This is a genomic window from Chromobacterium sp. Beijing, assembly GCF_021496765.1.
Taxonomy (GTDB): Bacteria; Pseudomonadota; Gammaproteobacteria; order Burkholderiales; family Chromobacteriaceae; genus Chromobacterium.
This window is the reverse complement of sequence record NZ_CP053750.1, coordinates 2,653,509-2,669,084: the sequence shown is the minus strand read 5'-3', so window position 1 is coordinate 2,669,084 and position 15,576 is coordinate 2,653,509. Positions and strand designations below refer to the sequence as shown.

The window sequence follows — 15,576 nt, the reverse complement described above, 5'->3', positions numbered from 1 at the left end:
TTGTCGATTGACAGTCCGAACCGCTGCGCTACACTCGCAGCGGTTTTTCTTTGTTTTCACGCCGTCCGGGTCAAAGCGGGCGGCAAGCTGCGCCGGGCTGCCGGCCCGGGACTTCTCGATGTTCACTCAGAAACTGGATTTTGCGCCGGACCTGCTGGCGATGCATGCGGCGGATCCGCAAACCTTTCCGTATTTGATGATGTCCTCCGGCGACGCCGGCTGGGATCTGTTGCTGCTGGAAGACGGCCGCGAGCTGTTTCACGCTGGCGAGGGCGGCGATTTTCTGCGCCGCCTGGCCGAGTTCAAGCCGCAGCCGGTCGATAACCGTCATCAACTGCCTTTCGTCGGCGGGCATTTCCTTTACCTGGGCTACGATCTGCTGTCCGAATTCGAGCCCAGCGTGGCCGATGCGCTGCCGGACAGCTTTCCGCTGGCGGCGCTGGCGCGCACCCCGGCCGCGGTGCTGGTGGATCGCCGCGAGGCTTGCGGCTGGATCGTGGCGGAAAGCGCGGAGCTGTGGCAGCGTGCGCTGAGCCTGGCCCAGGCGGCGCCGGTCTTCGAGCCCTGTCCGGTGGCGTTGCGGGGCTTGGAGGAAGACCCGCCGCAGTGGTACACCGACGCGGTCGTCCGCCTCAAGCGCTACATCTACGAAGGCGATGTGTTCCAGGTGAATATTTCGCGCGGCTGGCGCGCCGAACTGGACGCCGGCGTCGCCGCGGCCGATCTCTTCGCCGCACTGCGCCGCGCCAACCCGGCGCCGTTCTCGGCCTTGGCGGATTTCGGCGGCGCGCAGATCGTCAGCTCCTCGCCGGAGCGGCTGGTGCGGGTGCGCGACGGCTGGGCGGAAACGCGGCCCATCGCCGGCACCCATCCGCGCTCGCCGGACCCGGCGGAAGACGCCGCCTTGAAGCAGCGGCTGATTTCCAGCGTCAAGGAGCGGGCCGAGCATGTGATGCTGATCGATCTGGAGCGCAACGACCTGGGCCGCATCTGCCAGCCCGGCAGCGTGGAGGTCAACGAACTGATGGCGGTGGCCAGTTACGCCTATGTCCATCATATCGAATCCAATGTCCGCGGCCGCCTGCGTCCCGGCGTCGGCCCGGTGGAAACGCTGCGCGCCTTGTTTCCCGGCGGCACCATCACCGGCTGTCCCAAGGTGCGCACCATGCAAATCATCCGCGAGCTGGAAAACAGCGCGCGCCGCGCCTATACCGGCAGCCTGGGCTATCTCAACCGCGACGGCAGCATGGACCTGAACATCCTGATCCGCACCTTCATGCAGGAGGGGAGCGCGCTGCGCTTCCGCGCAGGCGGCGGCATCGTCGCCGACTCCGATCCTGAACGCGAACTGCAGGAAACCCGCCACAAGGCGCGCGGCCTGCTGCGGGCGCTGGGCGTGGAGCAGGCCTGATGGCGATGCTGATCAACGGCGGGCCCGGCGAGCGGATCGCCGCGGCGGACCGCGGCCTGGCCTACGGCGACGGCGTGTTCCGCACGCTGGAGCTGCTGAACGGCCGGCCGCGCTTGTGGGCCTGGCAGTACGCGCGCCTGTGCGAGGACGCGCGCCGGCTGCGCCTGCCTCCGCCCGAAGAAGCGCTGTTGCTGGCCGAACTGGCCGCGGCGGCGGACGGCCTGCCGCGCGCGGCGGCCAAGATCGTGCTGACCCGCGGCGAAGGCGCGCGCGGCTACGCGATGCCGGAGGCGCCGTCTTGCATCCGCATCGTCAGCGCCGCGGCCTGGAACGGCTATCCGCCAGAGCGCGCCGAACAGGGCGTGACGGCGCGCTGGTGCGAAACCCGCTTGGCCTTGCAGCCGGCGCTGGCCGGCATCAAGCATCTGAACCGGCTGGAGAACGTGCTGGCGCGCTCGGAATGGCGAGATCCCGCCATCGCCGAAGGCCTGATGCTGGATATGGAAGGCTGGGTGGCGGAGGGCACGATGAGCAATGTCTATCTGCTGGAAGGCGAGGCCATCGTCACGCCAAGGCTGGACCGTTGCGGCGTGAACGGCGCGGTGCGGGATTGGTTGACCGCGCATTGTTTGGATATCGGACGCTCTTTTACTGAAACGCGACTTTCCGCCCCGCGCTTGATTGACGCCGATGCGGTGTTTCTCTCCAATAGCCTGATGGGTATCTGGCAGATTACCCGCCTGGGCGAGCGTAGCTGGACGCCTCATCCGCTATTGAGCGCCCTGCGACACAGCTTGTCGCTTCAAGCCTGAGGCCAGGCGCCGGGAGGGCAGTTCCCGGCCCGCAGACAGGCCTGCCCGGACCGCGTCCGTTCTCTTGTCCATGCCGCCCTCGACGGGCGGATCTCCATTCTTCCGACTGGCGCGCCGTGTCCGGACCGGGCATGGCGGCAAGCGCACGCGCGGATCGCGAACAACATTAGACCAAAGACCAAGCTCAGAGAGGTTGCCGTGAAATTGATTCTTAAACTACTGGCCGGCATGGCGGTTGGCCTGGCGCTGGGGCTATGGGCCCCGGACGGCCCGCTGGCCCTGCTGATGACTTTCAAAGCCCTGTTCGGGCAGTTCATCGGCTTCATGATTCCGCTGATCATCGTGTTCTACATCATGAGCGGCATCGCCGCGCTGGAGTCCAACTCCGGCAAGATGCTGGGCTGGACCGTGGGGCTGGCTTACTGCTCCACCATTCTGTCCGGGCTGGCGGCTTTCGCCGTCGCCTCCGGCGTTTTGCCGTCCTTGATCGCTCAGGGCGTGCACGCCACCGACAAGCCGGCGGCGATCAAGGCCTTGTTCACGCTGGAGATCAAGCCGCTGTTCGATGTGATGACCGCGCTGATGCTGGCCTTCGTGTTCGGCCTCGGCATCGCCGTCACCCGCGCGCTGCGCCTCAAGGAGGTGGTGGATCAGGGCAAGGACATCGTCGAGCTGGTCTTGGCCAAGGTGCTGATTCCGCTGCTGCCGGCCTATATCGCCTGCGTCTTCGCCGAGATGGCTGCCGACGGTTCGGTGTTTTCCACGTTGAAGACCTTCGGCGTGGTGCTGGTGCTGGCCATCGCCATGCACTGGATCTGGCTGACCCTGCTGTACACGGTGACTGGCCTCGCCAGCGGCCGCAATCCCTGGTCCTTGATCCGCAATATGTTGCCGGCCTACCTGACTGCGCTGGGCACCATGTCGTCGGCGGCGACGATTCCGGTGGCGCTGCGCTCGGCCAAGCAGATGAAAGTGTCCGGCCCGGTGGCGGATTTCGTGATGCCCTTGTGCGCCACCATCCATCTGTGCGGCTCCACCATCACCCTGGTCACCTGCGCCACCGCGGTGATGCTGATGACGGCCGGCCTGGACGTGCCGAGCTGGGATGTGATGTTCCCCTTCATCCTGCTCCTGGGCGTGACCATGGTGGCGGCGCCGGGCGCGCCGGGCGGCGCGGTGATGTCGGCGCTGGGCATTCTGGCCAGCATGCTGCACTTCCCCGAGGCCAGCCTGGCCTTGATGATTGCGCTCTACCTGGCGCAGGACAGCTTCGGCACCGCCTGCAACGTTACCGGCGACGGCGTGATCGCGCTGTGGCTGGATCGCATCATGGGCCGGCCGGCGGAAGCGGAAGGCAAGCCGGCTTCTCAGCAGGCCTAAATCCAAGTCATAGATTTATGTGAACTATACAACGAGCATTTAATTATTTTTAGAGATAAAGAGAGCCATGTATATTGAGCGGGTCTTTCTGGCGCAGTAGAGCGCTGGCGGCTTTTGGCGGCTTTGTCGTCAAAGGCAGCCTCTTACTGTTTGTCGGTTCAACAGAACCGCATGCAGGTTTCTCTCGTATCCTGTTTGGGCCGAACGATGTTCGGCCTTTTTTCTTGTTTGTTTTCTTGGCGCATGCCGGGAGGCGCAATGTCGGCGATGGCGGAGTGTGAGGTAGCGGTTCTGGACCTGGGCGCGCGGCAGGCGCGGGCGGCGTTGCCGCGTCTGAATCAGATGCTGGCGCGGCATGGCTTCGAGGCGGAGCCGCTGGCCTGGCGTGAAGAACGCGTGCGCGGCCGGCATGAGGACTGGCGCTTCCGCAGCGTCTTCCAGCCGGTGTACCGCTTGCAGGACGGGGAGCCCAAGCTGTGGTCGGTGGAGGCGCTGGCGCGGGTATCGGACCGCTTTGGCGGCCAGCTGATTCCCACCGTGCTGTTCGCCGCGGAAACCACGCCGCGCCGCACCGTGTACGTGGACCGGCAGCTGCGCTGCCTGCACCTGCTCAATTTTCTGCTGCAATCGCCGCCGCCGGGCCTGGTGCTGTCGCTCAACGTCAATGCCCAGCATCTGGTGAACGTTAGCGAGGCGCACGGACAATTCTTCGCCGAGGCCTTGCAACTGCTGGGGGTGGAACCGCGCCATGTCTGCCTGGAAATCGTGGAGGACGCGGTCAGCGATCCGGTGCGGCTGCACGGCGCGGTGCAGCGCTACCGCGATCTGGGCTTTTTGATCTCTCTGGACGACTTTGGCCAGGGCGCGTCCAATCTGGAGCGGGTGTGGCTGCTGGAGCCGGATTACGTCAAGCTGGACAAGGTGCTGATGCGGCGCGCGCTGATGCGGCCGGCGCTGCGCGACAAGCTGGCCGAGCTGGTGGCCATCCTGAAGCTGCACGGCGCCAAGGTGGTGGGCGAGGGCATTGAAAGCGAAATGCAGCTGGATATCGCTCGCGCCGCCGGCTGCGATTTCGTCCAGGGCTTTCACTTGGCGCGGCCGACGGACAGCCTCAGCTGGCCAATTTCTTAGAACCTGTTTACGAGCTCGCGAGCTAAGGCGAAAACGGCAGAGAAAGCGGAGTGTACATGCGGTACATGAGCATTTCGAAGCGCTGCTCGCCGTGTAAGGTTCCACGACGCGCGGCAGATCGTAAGCCGGTTCTTAATCCAGCGGTTGAAACCACTCCTCATGGCGGCTCAGCGCCGCCAGGCCGCATTCGGCGCTGACATCCAGCCAGAGGCGGCGGAAAGCGTCGGCATCGGCAATTCCTTCATACACTTCCATCCAGGTGCCGGCGTCGTCGCGGCGGCGCAGCAGGCGGCCGGCGACGCCGGCGCGGGCCAGGACCCCGGCTTGCAGCGTTCGCAGCTGCGCAAGCAGGGGCGCGTTGTCCGCGTCGACCTTGAAATAGCAATAAAAACTGTAGCGCATCGTATGTCCTAAGCAGGGCGCGCGGGATCGCGTCGCAACGGAGTGGTTGTCAGCCGACATTAGGCAGGTATGATAGCCGTTCTAGGTTCCGCCATGGATAGAGGAGAAGCGGTGCAGCAAGGGATGGATACCCTGGTGGTGGTGGGCGTCGGTTTGATCGGTGGCTCTTTCGCCTTGTCGCTGAAGCGCGCCGGGATGGCGCGGCATGTGATCGGCGTCGGCCGCACCCGGGAAAACCTGGAGCGGGCCTTGGAACTGGGCGTGGTGGACGAGATCAGCCAGGACTTGGCCGCCGTGGCCGAACGCGCCGATCTGGTGCTGTTGGCCTCGCCGGTGGGGCAGATGGGCGCGCTGATGGCGGCGATGGCGCCGAAGCTGAGGCCGGAGACCATTGTCACCGATGCTGGCAGCACCAAGGGCGACGTGGTGGAGTTGTACCGCCGGCATTTGCCGCGCCAACTGGCGCATTGCGTGCCGGCGCATCCCATCGCCGGTTCCGATCTGTCCGGCGCCGCCGCCGCGCAGTACGGCCTGTACGAAAACCGCAAGGTGGTGTTGACGCCGTTGCCGGAGACCCTGCCTGCCGCCGTGGAGCGAGTGGCGGCGCTATGGCGCGCCTGCGGCGCGGACATCCACAGCATGACGGCGGAGGAGCACGACGCGGTGTTCGCCACCGTCAGCCACCTGCCGCATTTGCTGGCTTTCGCCTATGTGGACATGGTGGCGGGCAAGGCCGACGCCGAGCGTTGCTTCGATTTCGCCGCCACCGGGTTTCGCGATTTCACCCGCATCGCCGGCAGCCATCCGGAAATGTGGACCGACATCAGCCTGGCCAACCGCGACGCGTTGCTGCAGGAGCTGGACCGTTACCGCGCCGGGCTGGACCAACTGCGCCAGATGCTGGACGCCGGCGACGGCGAGCGGCTGGCGGAGCGTTTCGGCGCGGCGCGCGGCGCGCGCACGCGCTGGCATCAGCAATTCATGCGCAAGGCTTGATCCATGAATGAGGGCAAGGTGGTGCTGATCACCGGCGCTTCACGCGGCATAGGCGCGGCGACGGCGCGGCTGGCGGCGGCGGAGGGCTGGCGCGTGGCCGTCAATTACCGCCGCGACCGGGCTGGGGCGGAGGCCGTGGCGGCCGAGTTGCGGCATGCGGGCGCGGACGCCGAAGCGTTTTGCGCCGATGTCTCGCTTGAGGCTGACATCGTCGGCCTGTTCGACGCGGTGGCGGGCCGCTACGGCCGCCTGGACGCCCTGGTCAACAATGCCGGCGTCACCGCGCCGATAGGCCGGTTGGAGGATTACTCGGCGCAGCGGGTGGAGCAGGTGTTGCGCAGCAATGTGCTGGGCCCCATTCTCTGCTGCCGCGAGGCGGTGCGCCGGATGTCCATCCGTCATGGCGGTGTTGGCGGAGCCATCGTCAACGTTTCTTCCGCCGCGTCGCGGCTGGGCTCGGCCGGCGAGTATGTCGATTACGCCGCCAGCAAGGGCGCCGTCGACACCCTAACCCTGGGTCTTGCGCGGGAAGTGGCCGCCGAAGGCATCCGCGTCAACGCGGTGCGCCCGGGCCTGATCCACACCGGCATTCATGCCGCCAGCGGCGAGCCGGGCAGGGTGGAGCGCCTGGCCGGCAGCGTGCCGATGGGGCGCGGCGGCGCGGCCGAGGAAGTGGCGGCCGCCATCGTCTGGCTGTTGTCCGACGCCAGCTCTTTTTGCACCGGCAGCCTGCTGGACGTCAGCGGGGGGCGTTGAGCCAGCGCTCGCGCATCAAGTTCAGAAACTGGCTGACCAGCGGCGAGTCTTCATCCAGCCGCGTGGCCAAGCCCATCGCCAGATAAGCGCCCTCGTCCAGCAGCGGCACATAGCGCACGCCGGGAAGCCGCACGCATTCCAGCGGCGAGGGCAGGATGGCGATGCCGAGTCCGGCGGCCACCAGGCCGATCTGCGTGATCGCCTCGCCGGCCTCCTGCCGCGGCCGCCAGTCCATGCCTTGCCGGCTCGCCAGCTCGCGCAGCACTGTATTCAAGCCGGTGCCGGCCTCCTGCGGGTAGCCGATCAGACTTTCCCCGCGCAATTGCTCCAAGCGCAGCGCCGGCAGGCCGGCCAGCGGATGGTCGGCGCTGATCACCACCCGCAGCGCGTCTCGCTGCAACTCCACCACCGCGATGTCCGCCATCGGTTCCAGGCCGTTGAAGCGGACGAAGCCGATATCCAACCGCCGTTGCTGCAAGGCCTGGTACTGGTCGGTGGTGAACATCTCGCGCAATTTGAGGCCGACCTCCGGGAAACGCAGACGATAGTCGTGCAGGCCGGCGTGCAGGATGGGGGACAGCGGCAGAGAAGAAGTGAAGCCTATGCTCAATTCGCCTATCTCGCCGCGCGCGGCGCGTCTGGCTTCCGCCGCGGCCAGTTCCGCGTCGGCCAGAATGCGCTGGGCCCGGCTCAGGAATTGGCGGCCGGCCTCGGTCAGCTCCACCTTGCGCTGGTGGCGGCGCAGCAGCCGCACGCCCAGCTCGGCCTCCAAGGCCTGGATCTGCTGGCTGAGCGGAGGCTGGCCGATATGCAGGCGCAGAGCGGCGCGGGTGAAATGCAGTTCTTCGGCAACGGCGACGAAGTAGCGTAGATGGCGTAGTTCCATGATTGATATTTTAAAAGTATCAAATGATGGCTAAATATATATTGGACTGCGCTTTCGGCCAAGACTAAGCTCAAAGCCATATTTCGCATTGAAAGCTTTTCATGTCCGCCGATTCCTCGTCACCCTGCCTAGGCGCCGTCGTACCGCCGCCGTCCGTCGCCCCCCTTCCGCCGGTCAAGCTGCACGCCGGCACCGCGGAATTCCGCGCCACCGCGCGCGCCATGTTCGTCGGCGGCTATTGCACTTTCGCCATGCTCTACGGCGCACAGCCGCTGATGCCGATGTTCGCGGAGGATTTCTCCTTGTCGCCGGCCGCCTCCAGCGGCGTGGTGTCGTTGGCCACCGGCAGCCTGGCCCTGAGCCTGATTCCCGCCGGCCTGCTGGCGGATCGCCTGGGCCGCCGCCCCTTGATGAACGCGGCACTGGCGCTAGGAGCGCTGCTGATGCTGTTGTCGGCGCTGGCGGACAGCTTTCAGCATCTGCTGTGGCTGCGCGCGGCTTTCGGCGTGGCGCTGGCCGGCCTGCCGGCGGTGGCGATGACGTATCTGAGCGAGGAGGTGGACGCGAAATCCCTGGGCCACTCGATGGGCTTGTACATCGCCGGCAATGCCTTGGGCGGAATGAGCGGCCGTTTCATCGCCTCCTTGCTGGCGGATCATTTCGGCTGGCGCTGGGCCTTGCTGGCTTTGGCCTTGCTGGGCACGGCCGGCGCCTGGCTGTTTTGGCGCAATCTGCCGCCTTCCCGGCATTTCCAGCCGCGTCGGCATGATCTGGGCCGCATGTGGCGGGAGGCCAAGGCCCTGTTCCAAGACGCGGGTCTGCCTTACTTGTTCATCAGCGCCTTTCTGTTGTCCGGTTGTTTCGTCAGTTTGTACAACTACCTGGGTTTCCGTCTGCTGGCCGCGCCCTTCAATATGAGCCAGAGTCTGCTGGGGCTGGTGTTTTCGCTGTATATCGTCGGCGTCTGGTCATCGGCCTGGGTCGGCAAGCTGTCGGATCGCCTGGGCCGGCGCAATATGCTGTGGCTGATGGTGCTGGCCATGCTCTTGGGGCTGGCGCTGACCTTGAGCGATCACATCGTCCTGCTGGTGGCCGGCATCGCCTTGTTCACCTTCGGGTTTTTCGCCGGTCATTCGGTAGCCAGCAGCTGGGTGGGTTTGCGGGCGCGTCAGGGGAGGGCGCTGGCTTCGGCCATTTACTTGAGCGCCTACTATCTGGGCTCCAGTCTGGTGGGGTCTTTGTCCGGGCTGATGTGGGGCCGCGGCGCTTGGCAGGGCGTGGCCGCGGTCTTGGGGGCCAGCCTGGCGGCGATGCTGGCGATCAGCCTGGGCTTGAGACGGCTGCCGCCCTTGCCGCAACCTTGAGCTTGAAAGAAAAAAGCCCTGCGGTTTGGCGCAGGGCTTTTTCATCGCATCGTCGGCGCTCAGCGGACTTTGAACCGCTGCTTAGAGCCTGTTTACGATCTGGCGAGCTAGGGCGAGACAAGGCGTTGCGGCTGAGAAAGCGGAGTGTACATACGGTACATGAGCATTTCGAAGACGGCACTCATCGCACAATCTCTCTACCGACGCGTAGCAGATCGTAAACAGGTTCTTATTGGATAATGCCGCCGCCCAGGCAGACGTCGCCGTCGTACAGCACCGTGGACTGGCCGGGGGTGACCGCCCATTGCTTGTCGCGGAACGTCAGCGTGGCCTGGCCGTCGACGATGGCGGACAGATTGCAGCCGGCGTCCGCCATGCGGTAGCGGTTCTTGGCCGCGTATTCGCCGGCCGCCGGCGGCGCCGGCAGCGTCCAGCTCAGGTCGGCCATCGCCAGCGTCGGCTTCAGCAGCAGCGGGTGGTCATGGCCTTGCACCACGATCAGCTTATTGCCGGGGATGTCCTTGCCGGCGACGAACCACGGTTCTCCGGTGCCCTCGCGCGCGCCGCCTATATTCAGCCCCTTGCGCTGGCCCAGGGTGTAATACATCAGGCCGATATGCTCGCCCACCACCTTGCCGTCCGGCAGCATCATCTCGCCGGGCTGGGTGGGCAGATAGCGCTGCAGGAAGTCGCGGAACGGACGTTCGCCGATGAAGCAGATGCCGGTGGAGTCTTTCTTGGCCGCGGTGGGCAGGCCGGCTTCCTCGGCCAGCTTGCGCACCTCGGTCTTGCGGATGTCGCCGAGCGGGAAGATGGACTTGGCCAATTGATGCTGCTGCAAACGGTAGAGGAAGTAACTCTGATCCTTGGTGTGGTCCACCGCCTTCATCAGATAGTGGGTGCCGTCCTTTTCCAGCTTGCGCGCGTAGTGGCCGGTGGCGATGCAGTCGGCGCCCAGTTCCATCGCGTAGTCGAGAAAGGCCTTGAATTTGATTTCGGCGTTGCACAACACGTCGGGATTGGGCGTGCGGCCGGCGGAGTATTCTTTCAAGAAGTAGGAGAACACGCGGTCCTTGTACTCCTTGGCGAAGTTGACGATCTCCATGTCGATGCCGACGATGTCGGCCACGCTCATCGCGTCCAGCGCGTCCTGCTTGATCGAGCAGTATTCGTCGTCGTTGTCGTCTTCCCAGTTCTGCATGAAGACGCCGATCACCTCGTGCCCCTGCTGTTTCAGCAGCGAGGCGGTCACCGAGGAGTCCACGCCGCCGGACATGCCGACGACAATTCTTTTCTTACCCGTCACGGGGAATATCCTTCCATCCAAATATCGAGGGCAAGCACCACCGGGGCTTGCCCAAAGTCCTTGAACCAGCTGTCCACCGCCCAATCCTGGCCGGAGAGCAGGTCGCGCAGCACCGCGGTGTAATGCAGGTCGAGCAGGCGCGGCGCGCGCCAGGCCGGTTTGCCCACCGTGTGGTATTGCAGCCAGCCGTGATCCTGCAGATAAGTGAGGAAGGCGGTGACATTGCTGCTGTGGTCCACGCAGTCCATGCGTCCTTCGGCGGGCCCGTCGCGGAAATTGCCGCCCTTGTCCTGCCAAATGGGCAACGTGCGCGCGGCGATGTGATAAAGCGCGGTGACGGCGTCGCTGACGGCGGAACGTTCGGTTTCCGGGCTGTTTGCGGCGGACAGGCGAGCGGCGAGCCAGGCGTCGGCTTCGGCGGAGATGCCTACGTAGGCATGTCTGGAACAGCCGTAATGGTAGCAGATATTGATGGCGCTGGCTTGTGCCGCCCATGGGACGCCGGCCAGCAGAGCCAATAGGAAAGACAATGATCTCAAGGACATGCCGGCTCCGGGCGGTGGGCTTGGGCGGTCAGCGGCCCAGATGATGGATCAGCGCCAGGGGGTGGCGTTTGCCGGCGCGATAGTCGTCCAGGCATTGCTGCACCACCGGGCTGCGATGCTGGGCGCGCAGCGCGACGATGTCCTCGTGGCTCAGCCATTGCGCGGACAGGATGCCGTCGTCCAGCCGCGGATAGTCCTCGCGGCGCAAGGGGTGGCCGTAGAAGGCGAAGCGCAGATAGGTGATGTCGCTGTTGGGCCGGTCCACCAGATAAATGCCCACCAGGCCCAAGGGCCGGAAGTGCCAGCCGGTTTCCTCCAGTACTTCGCGTTTCACCGCGTCTTCCAGCGTTTCGCCGTATTCCAGATGACCGGCGGGCTGGTTGAAGCAGATGCCGTCGCTGGTCACCTCTTCCACCATCAGGTAGCGCCCGTCCAGCTCAATGACTGCCGCAACTGTCGCATTTGGTTTCCACTGCGTCATGGTCTGCGCTTTCTTGTTGACAATGATTCTTGTTTGAATCTATATTCTTGATAACGATTCTCGATTACTTTAACTCAATCCCGTCTTCATTCACCACCGGAACTGCCATGTACGTTTGCCTGTGCCACGCTGTAACTGACAAGCAAATCCGCGAAGCGGTACACAACGGGGCAACCCGCATGTGCGATCTGAGCCGCGAGCTTGGGGTGGCGACCGATTGCGGCAAGTGCGCCTGCATGGCTAACCAACTTCGCAAGGAGGCTGTCCACGCGCTTGGTCCGGCTTCGACCGCGCGCAGCGCCGCTTAATTCCTGACCCCGTCTGTTGCTTAGTCTCGGCCAAGGCCGGACGAACTGCAAATCCCCCACGCACCGCGTCAAGCGGGGCGAAGTCCTTTATTTTGGCTGTGATAACTTGAGACTGGCGCGCGCTATGTCATAATGGAAGAATCATTTCTTCCCGGAGAGCGCGATGCAAGGCGATAAAAAAGTTATCAAGTATCTGAACCAGATCCTCAAGAACGAACTGACCGCGATCAACCAGTACTTTCTGCATGCCCGCATGTACAAGAACTGGGGCTTGAAGAAGCTGAACGAGCACGAGTATCACGAGTCCATCGACGAGATGAAGCACGCCGACGCGCTGATCGAGCGCGTGCTGTTCCTGGAAGGGCTGCCGAATCTGCAGGACCTGGGCAAGTTGCATATCGGCGAGAATCCGAAGGAAATGCTGGAGTGCGACCTGAAACTGGAAATGGACGCGCTGCCGCTGTTGCGCGAAGCCATCGCCTACTGTGAAAGCGCCAAGGACTACGTGACCCGCGACTTGCTGGAAGACATTCTGGAGAGCGAGGAAGAGCACGTGGACTGGCTGGAGACGCAGTTGGGCCTGATCGAAAGCGTGGGCCTGCAGAATTATCTGCAAAGCCAGATGCACGACGACGATTAAGCGCCGCAAGGTTTCGACCGGGTCGGAAAAGAAAAAGGGCTGTCGTATGACAGCCCTTTTTGCGTGCGGCGTCGACCGCCGTCTTACTTCTTCTTGTCGGCGCTCTTGTCCGTATGCTTGTCGGAGCCGGGCTGGGAGGCGTCGCGCGGCGCTTCCGCCTCGATCTCCTCCCAGGGCAGGGCCACCTTCTTCTTATTGATGGTCAGCACGCCGCCGCCGTAGTTGAGTTCGGTGTTGATCTGGCCTTTGTCCTCAACGATGTATTGCTCGCTCTTCCACTGCGCCAATTGGCTGTCCAGCAGGTTTTTGGCCAGGTCTTCCACTTCCTTCATATTGGGCTGGTCTTCGGCGCTCTGATCGACGGTGAACAGCGTGCGCGCCTGGGCGATCACCAGGTCTTCCAGCGTCTGGCGCGGCAGGCTGAGCTTGGCGTCCACTTCGAAGCGTCTGATGAACTGCGCGGCGTCGTTGAGATCCGCGGCTTGCAGACCCTTGACGCCCAGGCTGCCTTCCAGCTTGGCTTCGCCGTTGGGCATCTTCAGGTAGAACTCGTTGATCACCACTTTGGGATCGTTCTGCAGCAGCGGAATCCCGTTCTTCTTGATGGTGTCGATGTATTGCTTGCGCAGCAGCGCCGGGTCCACGCCTTCAAACGGGATCTGGCCGATGGCCTGATCCAGTTTGACCAGGGTCGGGCCGTGCAGATGGTTGGCTGAGATGTCCAGGCGCATCGGACCGTAGCGGTGGTCGTTGAAGTTGAACTCGGCGAAGTTGAGTTTGCCGCGAGTGTTGACGTAGTCGTCCTGCTCGCTGGTGACGATCTGGTAGCGGAAGTCCTTCAGCGTCACCGCGGACGGCTTGAATTCGCCGGACGGATTGATGAACTCGCCGACGCGCACGCGGGTCATCAGGTAGACCAGCTCGTTCAGCTTGATGCTGTAGGGCACGCTTTCGCGGGAGTTGAGCCGGACATTGCCCACGGTCAGTTCGCTGGTGCCCAGCTTGACCCCGGTGTTGCCGGGGCGGATGTCGGAGACGTAGCGCACGCCGTCGAAAGCCACGGTTCCCTTGCTGGCGGCTTCCAGCAGGAAGCCGGGCGACAGCGCCTCGCTCTTGTATTCCTTATAACCGTTGGCGTAGTCGAGCTTCAGGTCGAAGCCCTTCCATTTCATTTTCACGCCGGACAGCGCTTCTTCATAGTCGAAGGCCGGCACCTTGACGTCCAGTTCGCCGCCGCCGCCGAAGCCCAGACGGTTGAAGATGGTGATGGGTTCCTTGTCGCCGAAGAAGCTGGCCAGCGTCTTGCGGGTGGAGTCGCTCATCGCGAACTCGGTGCGCACCAGCGCGCGGCCGGGCCGGAAGTCGAAATCGCCGATGCCGGGGAGGGGGCCGTGTTTGACGTGGTTGGTGAACTTGATGGTGGCGTTCAGCAGCGGCTTCACATTGTCGGGCAGCATGTTTTCATACGGGCCGGACAAATGGCGATTGAACACCAGTTCGGTGGTTTCCGTGGAGGAGAACCAGCCGCGTTGGTAGCTGTGGGATTTGACTTTGAACAGCGGCAGGTCGGCCAGCATCTTGTGCTGTTCCTGCAAGGTCTGCTCCGCCTTGACGCCGGCCCACAGGGTCGCGCCTCCATACAGAACGAACAGGCCACCGAGGGTGGCGCCGGCAATGATCAGACGACGATTTGGCAACACTAGCGCTTTTTCTTAACTAGGATGGAATGAGGCCCTATGGTACACCATCGTCCACCGCTTGCGTTACTGCCGGCGCGTGAACCGGAGGGCGTCGGCGGGGTCCAAGTTGGGCGTTTGCGGCGGCGGGTTGCCGGCGCAAGCGCAAAACGGTCTGACATCGGCGGGCCGCTTGTATAGAATAGAGTCTTTCTTCTAGATTGCTTTACGAGGCGCGATTAGTACATGAATTGGATAAACGGCGTGCTTGACCTCCCCTGGTGGGGCTATATCGTGGTCGCTTTGGCGCTGACCCACGTCACCATCGCATCGGTCACCATCTTTCTGCATCGTCACCAAGCGCACCGCGCGCTCGATCTGCATCCCATCCCCAGCCACTTCTTCCGCTTCTGGCTGTGGCTGACCACCGGCATGGTCACCAAGCAATGGGCCGCCATCCATCGCAAACACCACGCCAAGTGCGAGACCGCGGACGATCCGCACAGCCCGCAGGTCTTGGGCATCAAGAAGGTCCTTTGGGAGGGCGCGGAACTGTACCGCGGCGCTTGCAAGGATCAGGCCATCATGGACAAGTTCGGCCACGGCACGCCGGACGATTGGCTGGAACGCAATGTCTACACCCGCCACAGCGCCAAGGGCATCGTGCTGATGCTGCTGATCAATCTGGTCTTGTTCGGGCCGGCTGGCCTGACGATCTGGGCGGTGCAGATGATCTGGATTCCGTTCTGGGCGGCCGGGGTGATCAACGGCATTGGCCACTTCTGGGGCTATCGCAATTTCGAGAACGAGGATGCGTCCACCAATATCTTCCCCTGGGGCATTCTGGTGGGCGGCGAAGAGCTGCACAACAACCACCATACCTTCGGCACCTCGGCCAAGCTGTCGTATAAATGGTACGAGTTCGACATCGGCTGGATGTATATCCGCATCCTGGAAATCCTGGGCCTGGCCAAGGTGCGCAAGGTGGCGCCGCGGCTGGCTGAGGACGCTTCGCGTCCGCAACTGGACCTGGAACATCTGCAGGCCATCATCTCTAATCGTTACGCCATCGCTTCCCGCTATGCGCGCGAGTTGAAAGAGGTGTACCGCAGCGAGCTGGACAAGATCAATCTGCCGGACTTTTCCGGCAGCAAGCTGAGCGGCAAGATGAAGGTGTGGCTGAAGCAGGACGCCAAGGACACGCCGGAAACCGAGCGCATGCAGTTGGCCACCTTGCTGGAGCACAGCCAGGTGCTGGCCACCGTGTATTCGATGCGCCAGGAGCTGACCCGCCTGTGGGAGCGTTCCACGCTGAGCCGCGAGCAACTGCTCAAGGAACTGCAGGACTGGTGCACCCGCGCCGAGGCCTCCGGCATCGCCGCCTTGCAGCGCTTCTCGATCAGCCTGCGTCAGGCGGCCATGGTTTAAGCCTGTCCGACTCGATGAAAACCCGCGGCGCGCCGCGGGTTTTTTTGCGTCCGC

The 15,576-nt window shown here is 63.8% G+C and carries 16 protein-coding genes; 10 read left to right on the top strand and 6 right to left on the bottom strand.

Going from position 1 to position 15,576, the window contains the following annotated elements:
* The first annotated feature begins 118 nt into the window (after positions 1-118).
* The 4 genes from HQN78_RS12300 to HQN78_RS12285 all read left to right on the top strand — a co-directional run bounded on the left by HQN78_RS12300 (position 119) and on the right by HQN78_RS12285 (position 4,734).
* A complete protein-coding gene (locus HQN78_RS12300) occupies positions 119-1,411 on the top strand; it encodes an aminodeoxychorismate synthase component I (protein ID WP_235089719.1) in 1,293 nt (430 codons plus the stop codon).
* Positions 1,411-2,223 carry an aminodeoxychorismate lyase gene (pabC, locus tag HQN78_RS12295; protein ID WP_235089718.1) on the top strand — a complete coding sequence of 271 codons (813 nt, stop codon included), beginning with the start codon at positions 1,411-1,413 and terminating at the stop codon, positions 2,221-2,223. The genes HQN78_RS12300 and pabC overlap by 1 nt, the downstream gene beginning before the upstream one ends.
* Positions 2,224-2,421: 198 nt before the next feature.
* Complete coding sequence (locus tag HQN78_RS12290; RefSeq protein WP_107798373.1) at positions 2,422-3,603, top strand: dicarboxylate/amino acid:cation symporter; 1,182 nt, start codon at positions 2,422-2,424, stop codon at positions 3,601-3,603.
* Positions 3,604-3,861: 258 nt separating this feature from the next.
* A complete protein-coding gene (locus tag HQN78_RS12285) occupies positions 3,862-4,734 on the top strand; it encodes an EAL domain-containing protein (RefSeq protein WP_107798374.1) in 873 nt (290 codons plus the stop codon).
* A 132-nt stretch (positions 4,735-4,866) separates the two neighbouring features.
* Here the strand turns inward: HQN78_RS12285 and HQN78_RS12280 are convergent, their stop codons facing one another.
* Positions 4,867-5,136, bottom strand: a complete 270-nt coding sequence (locus tag HQN78_RS12280; RefSeq protein WP_235089716.1) for a DUF4936 family protein — start codon at positions 5,134-5,136, stop codon at positions 4,867-4,869.
* 93 nt (positions 5,137-5,229) lie between these two features.
* On the opposite strand from HQN78_RS12280, the gene HQN78_RS12275 reads away from it, so the two are divergent.
* A complete protein-coding gene (locus HQN78_RS12275) occupies positions 5,230-6,132 on the top strand; it encodes a prephenate dehydrogenase/arogenate dehydrogenase family protein (protein WP_235089714.1) in 903 nt (300 codons plus the stop codon).
* Between the two features lie 3 nt (positions 6,133-6,135).
* Complete coding sequence (locus tag HQN78_RS12270) at positions 6,136-6,888, top strand: SDR family oxidoreductase (protein WP_235089712.1); 753 nt, start codon at positions 6,136-6,138, stop codon at positions 6,886-6,888.
* On the opposite strand, the gene HQN78_RS12265 is transcribed toward HQN78_RS12270, so the two are convergent.
* Complete coding sequence (locus tag HQN78_RS12265; RefSeq protein ID WP_235089710.1) at positions 6,872-7,774, bottom strand: LysR family transcriptional regulator; 903 nt, start codon at positions 7,772-7,774, stop codon at positions 6,872-6,874. The two genes, HQN78_RS12270 and HQN78_RS12265, sit on opposite strands and share 17 nt — an antisense overlap.
* Positions 7,775-7,875: 101 nt before the next feature.
* On the opposite strand from HQN78_RS12265, the gene HQN78_RS12260 reads away from it, so the two are divergent.
* Entirely contained in the window at positions 7,876-9,138 is a 1,263-nt protein-coding gene (locus HQN78_RS12260) for an MFS transporter (protein ID WP_235089709.1), read from the top strand.
* A 229-nt stretch (positions 9,139-9,367) separates the two neighbouring features.
* Here HQN78_RS12260 and mnmA read toward each other — a convergent pair whose 3' ends face one another.
* Genes mnmA through HQN78_RS12245 form a run of 3 tightly spaced genes read right to left on the bottom strand, consistent with a single transcriptional unit; the run spans position 9,368 to position 11,470 of the window.
* Complete coding sequence (gene mnmA / locus HQN78_RS12255) at positions 9,368-10,444, bottom strand: tRNA 2-thiouridine(34) synthase MnmA (protein WP_255701237.1); 1,077 nt, start codon at positions 10,442-10,444, stop codon at positions 9,368-9,370.
* Positions 10,441-10,989, bottom strand: a complete 549-nt coding sequence (locus HQN78_RS12250; RefSeq protein WP_235089708.1) for a hypothetical protein — start codon at positions 10,987-10,989, stop codon at positions 10,441-10,443. The genes mnmA and HQN78_RS12250 overlap by 4 nt, the downstream gene beginning before the upstream one ends.
* 28 nt (positions 10,990-11,017) lie before the next feature.
* Positions 11,018-11,470 carry an NUDIX hydrolase gene (locus HQN78_RS12245; protein ID WP_235089707.1) on the bottom strand — a complete coding sequence of 151 codons (453 nt, stop codon included), beginning with the start codon at positions 11,468-11,470 and terminating at the stop codon, positions 11,018-11,020.
* Positions 11,471-11,577: 107 nt separating this feature from the next.
* Between HQN78_RS12245 and HQN78_RS25840 the strand changes: the two genes are divergently transcribed.
* Both HQN78_RS25840 and bfr read left to right on the top strand, forming a co-directional pair.
* On the top strand, positions 11,578-11,778 hold the full coding sequence (locus HQN78_RS25840) for a bacterioferritin-associated ferredoxin (RefSeq protein WP_019103980.1): 201 nt from the start codon (positions 11,578-11,580) through the stop codon (positions 11,776-11,778).
* A gap of 163 nt (positions 11,779-11,941) precedes the next feature.
* Positions 11,942-12,418 (top strand): bacterioferritin, encoded by a 477-nt coding sequence (gene bfr, locus HQN78_RS12240; protein WP_107798382.1) that lies wholly within the window; start codon positions 11,942-11,944, stop codon positions 12,416-12,418.
* 83 nt (positions 12,419-12,501) lie between these two features.
* Here the strand turns inward: bfr and HQN78_RS12235 are convergent, their stop codons facing one another.
* Complete coding sequence (locus tag HQN78_RS12235; protein ID WP_107798383.1) at positions 12,502-14,118, bottom strand: YdgA family protein; 1,617 nt, start codon at positions 14,116-14,118, stop codon at positions 12,502-12,504.
* 222 nt (positions 14,119-14,340) lie between these two features.
* Between HQN78_RS12235 and HQN78_RS12230 the strand changes: the two genes are divergently transcribed.
* Positions 14,341-15,522 carry a fatty acid desaturase gene (locus HQN78_RS12230; protein ID WP_107798384.1) on the top strand — a complete coding sequence of 394 codons (1,182 nt, stop codon included), beginning with the start codon at positions 14,341-14,343 and terminating at the stop codon, positions 15,520-15,522.
* Positions 15,523-15,576 lie beyond the last annotated feature (54 nt).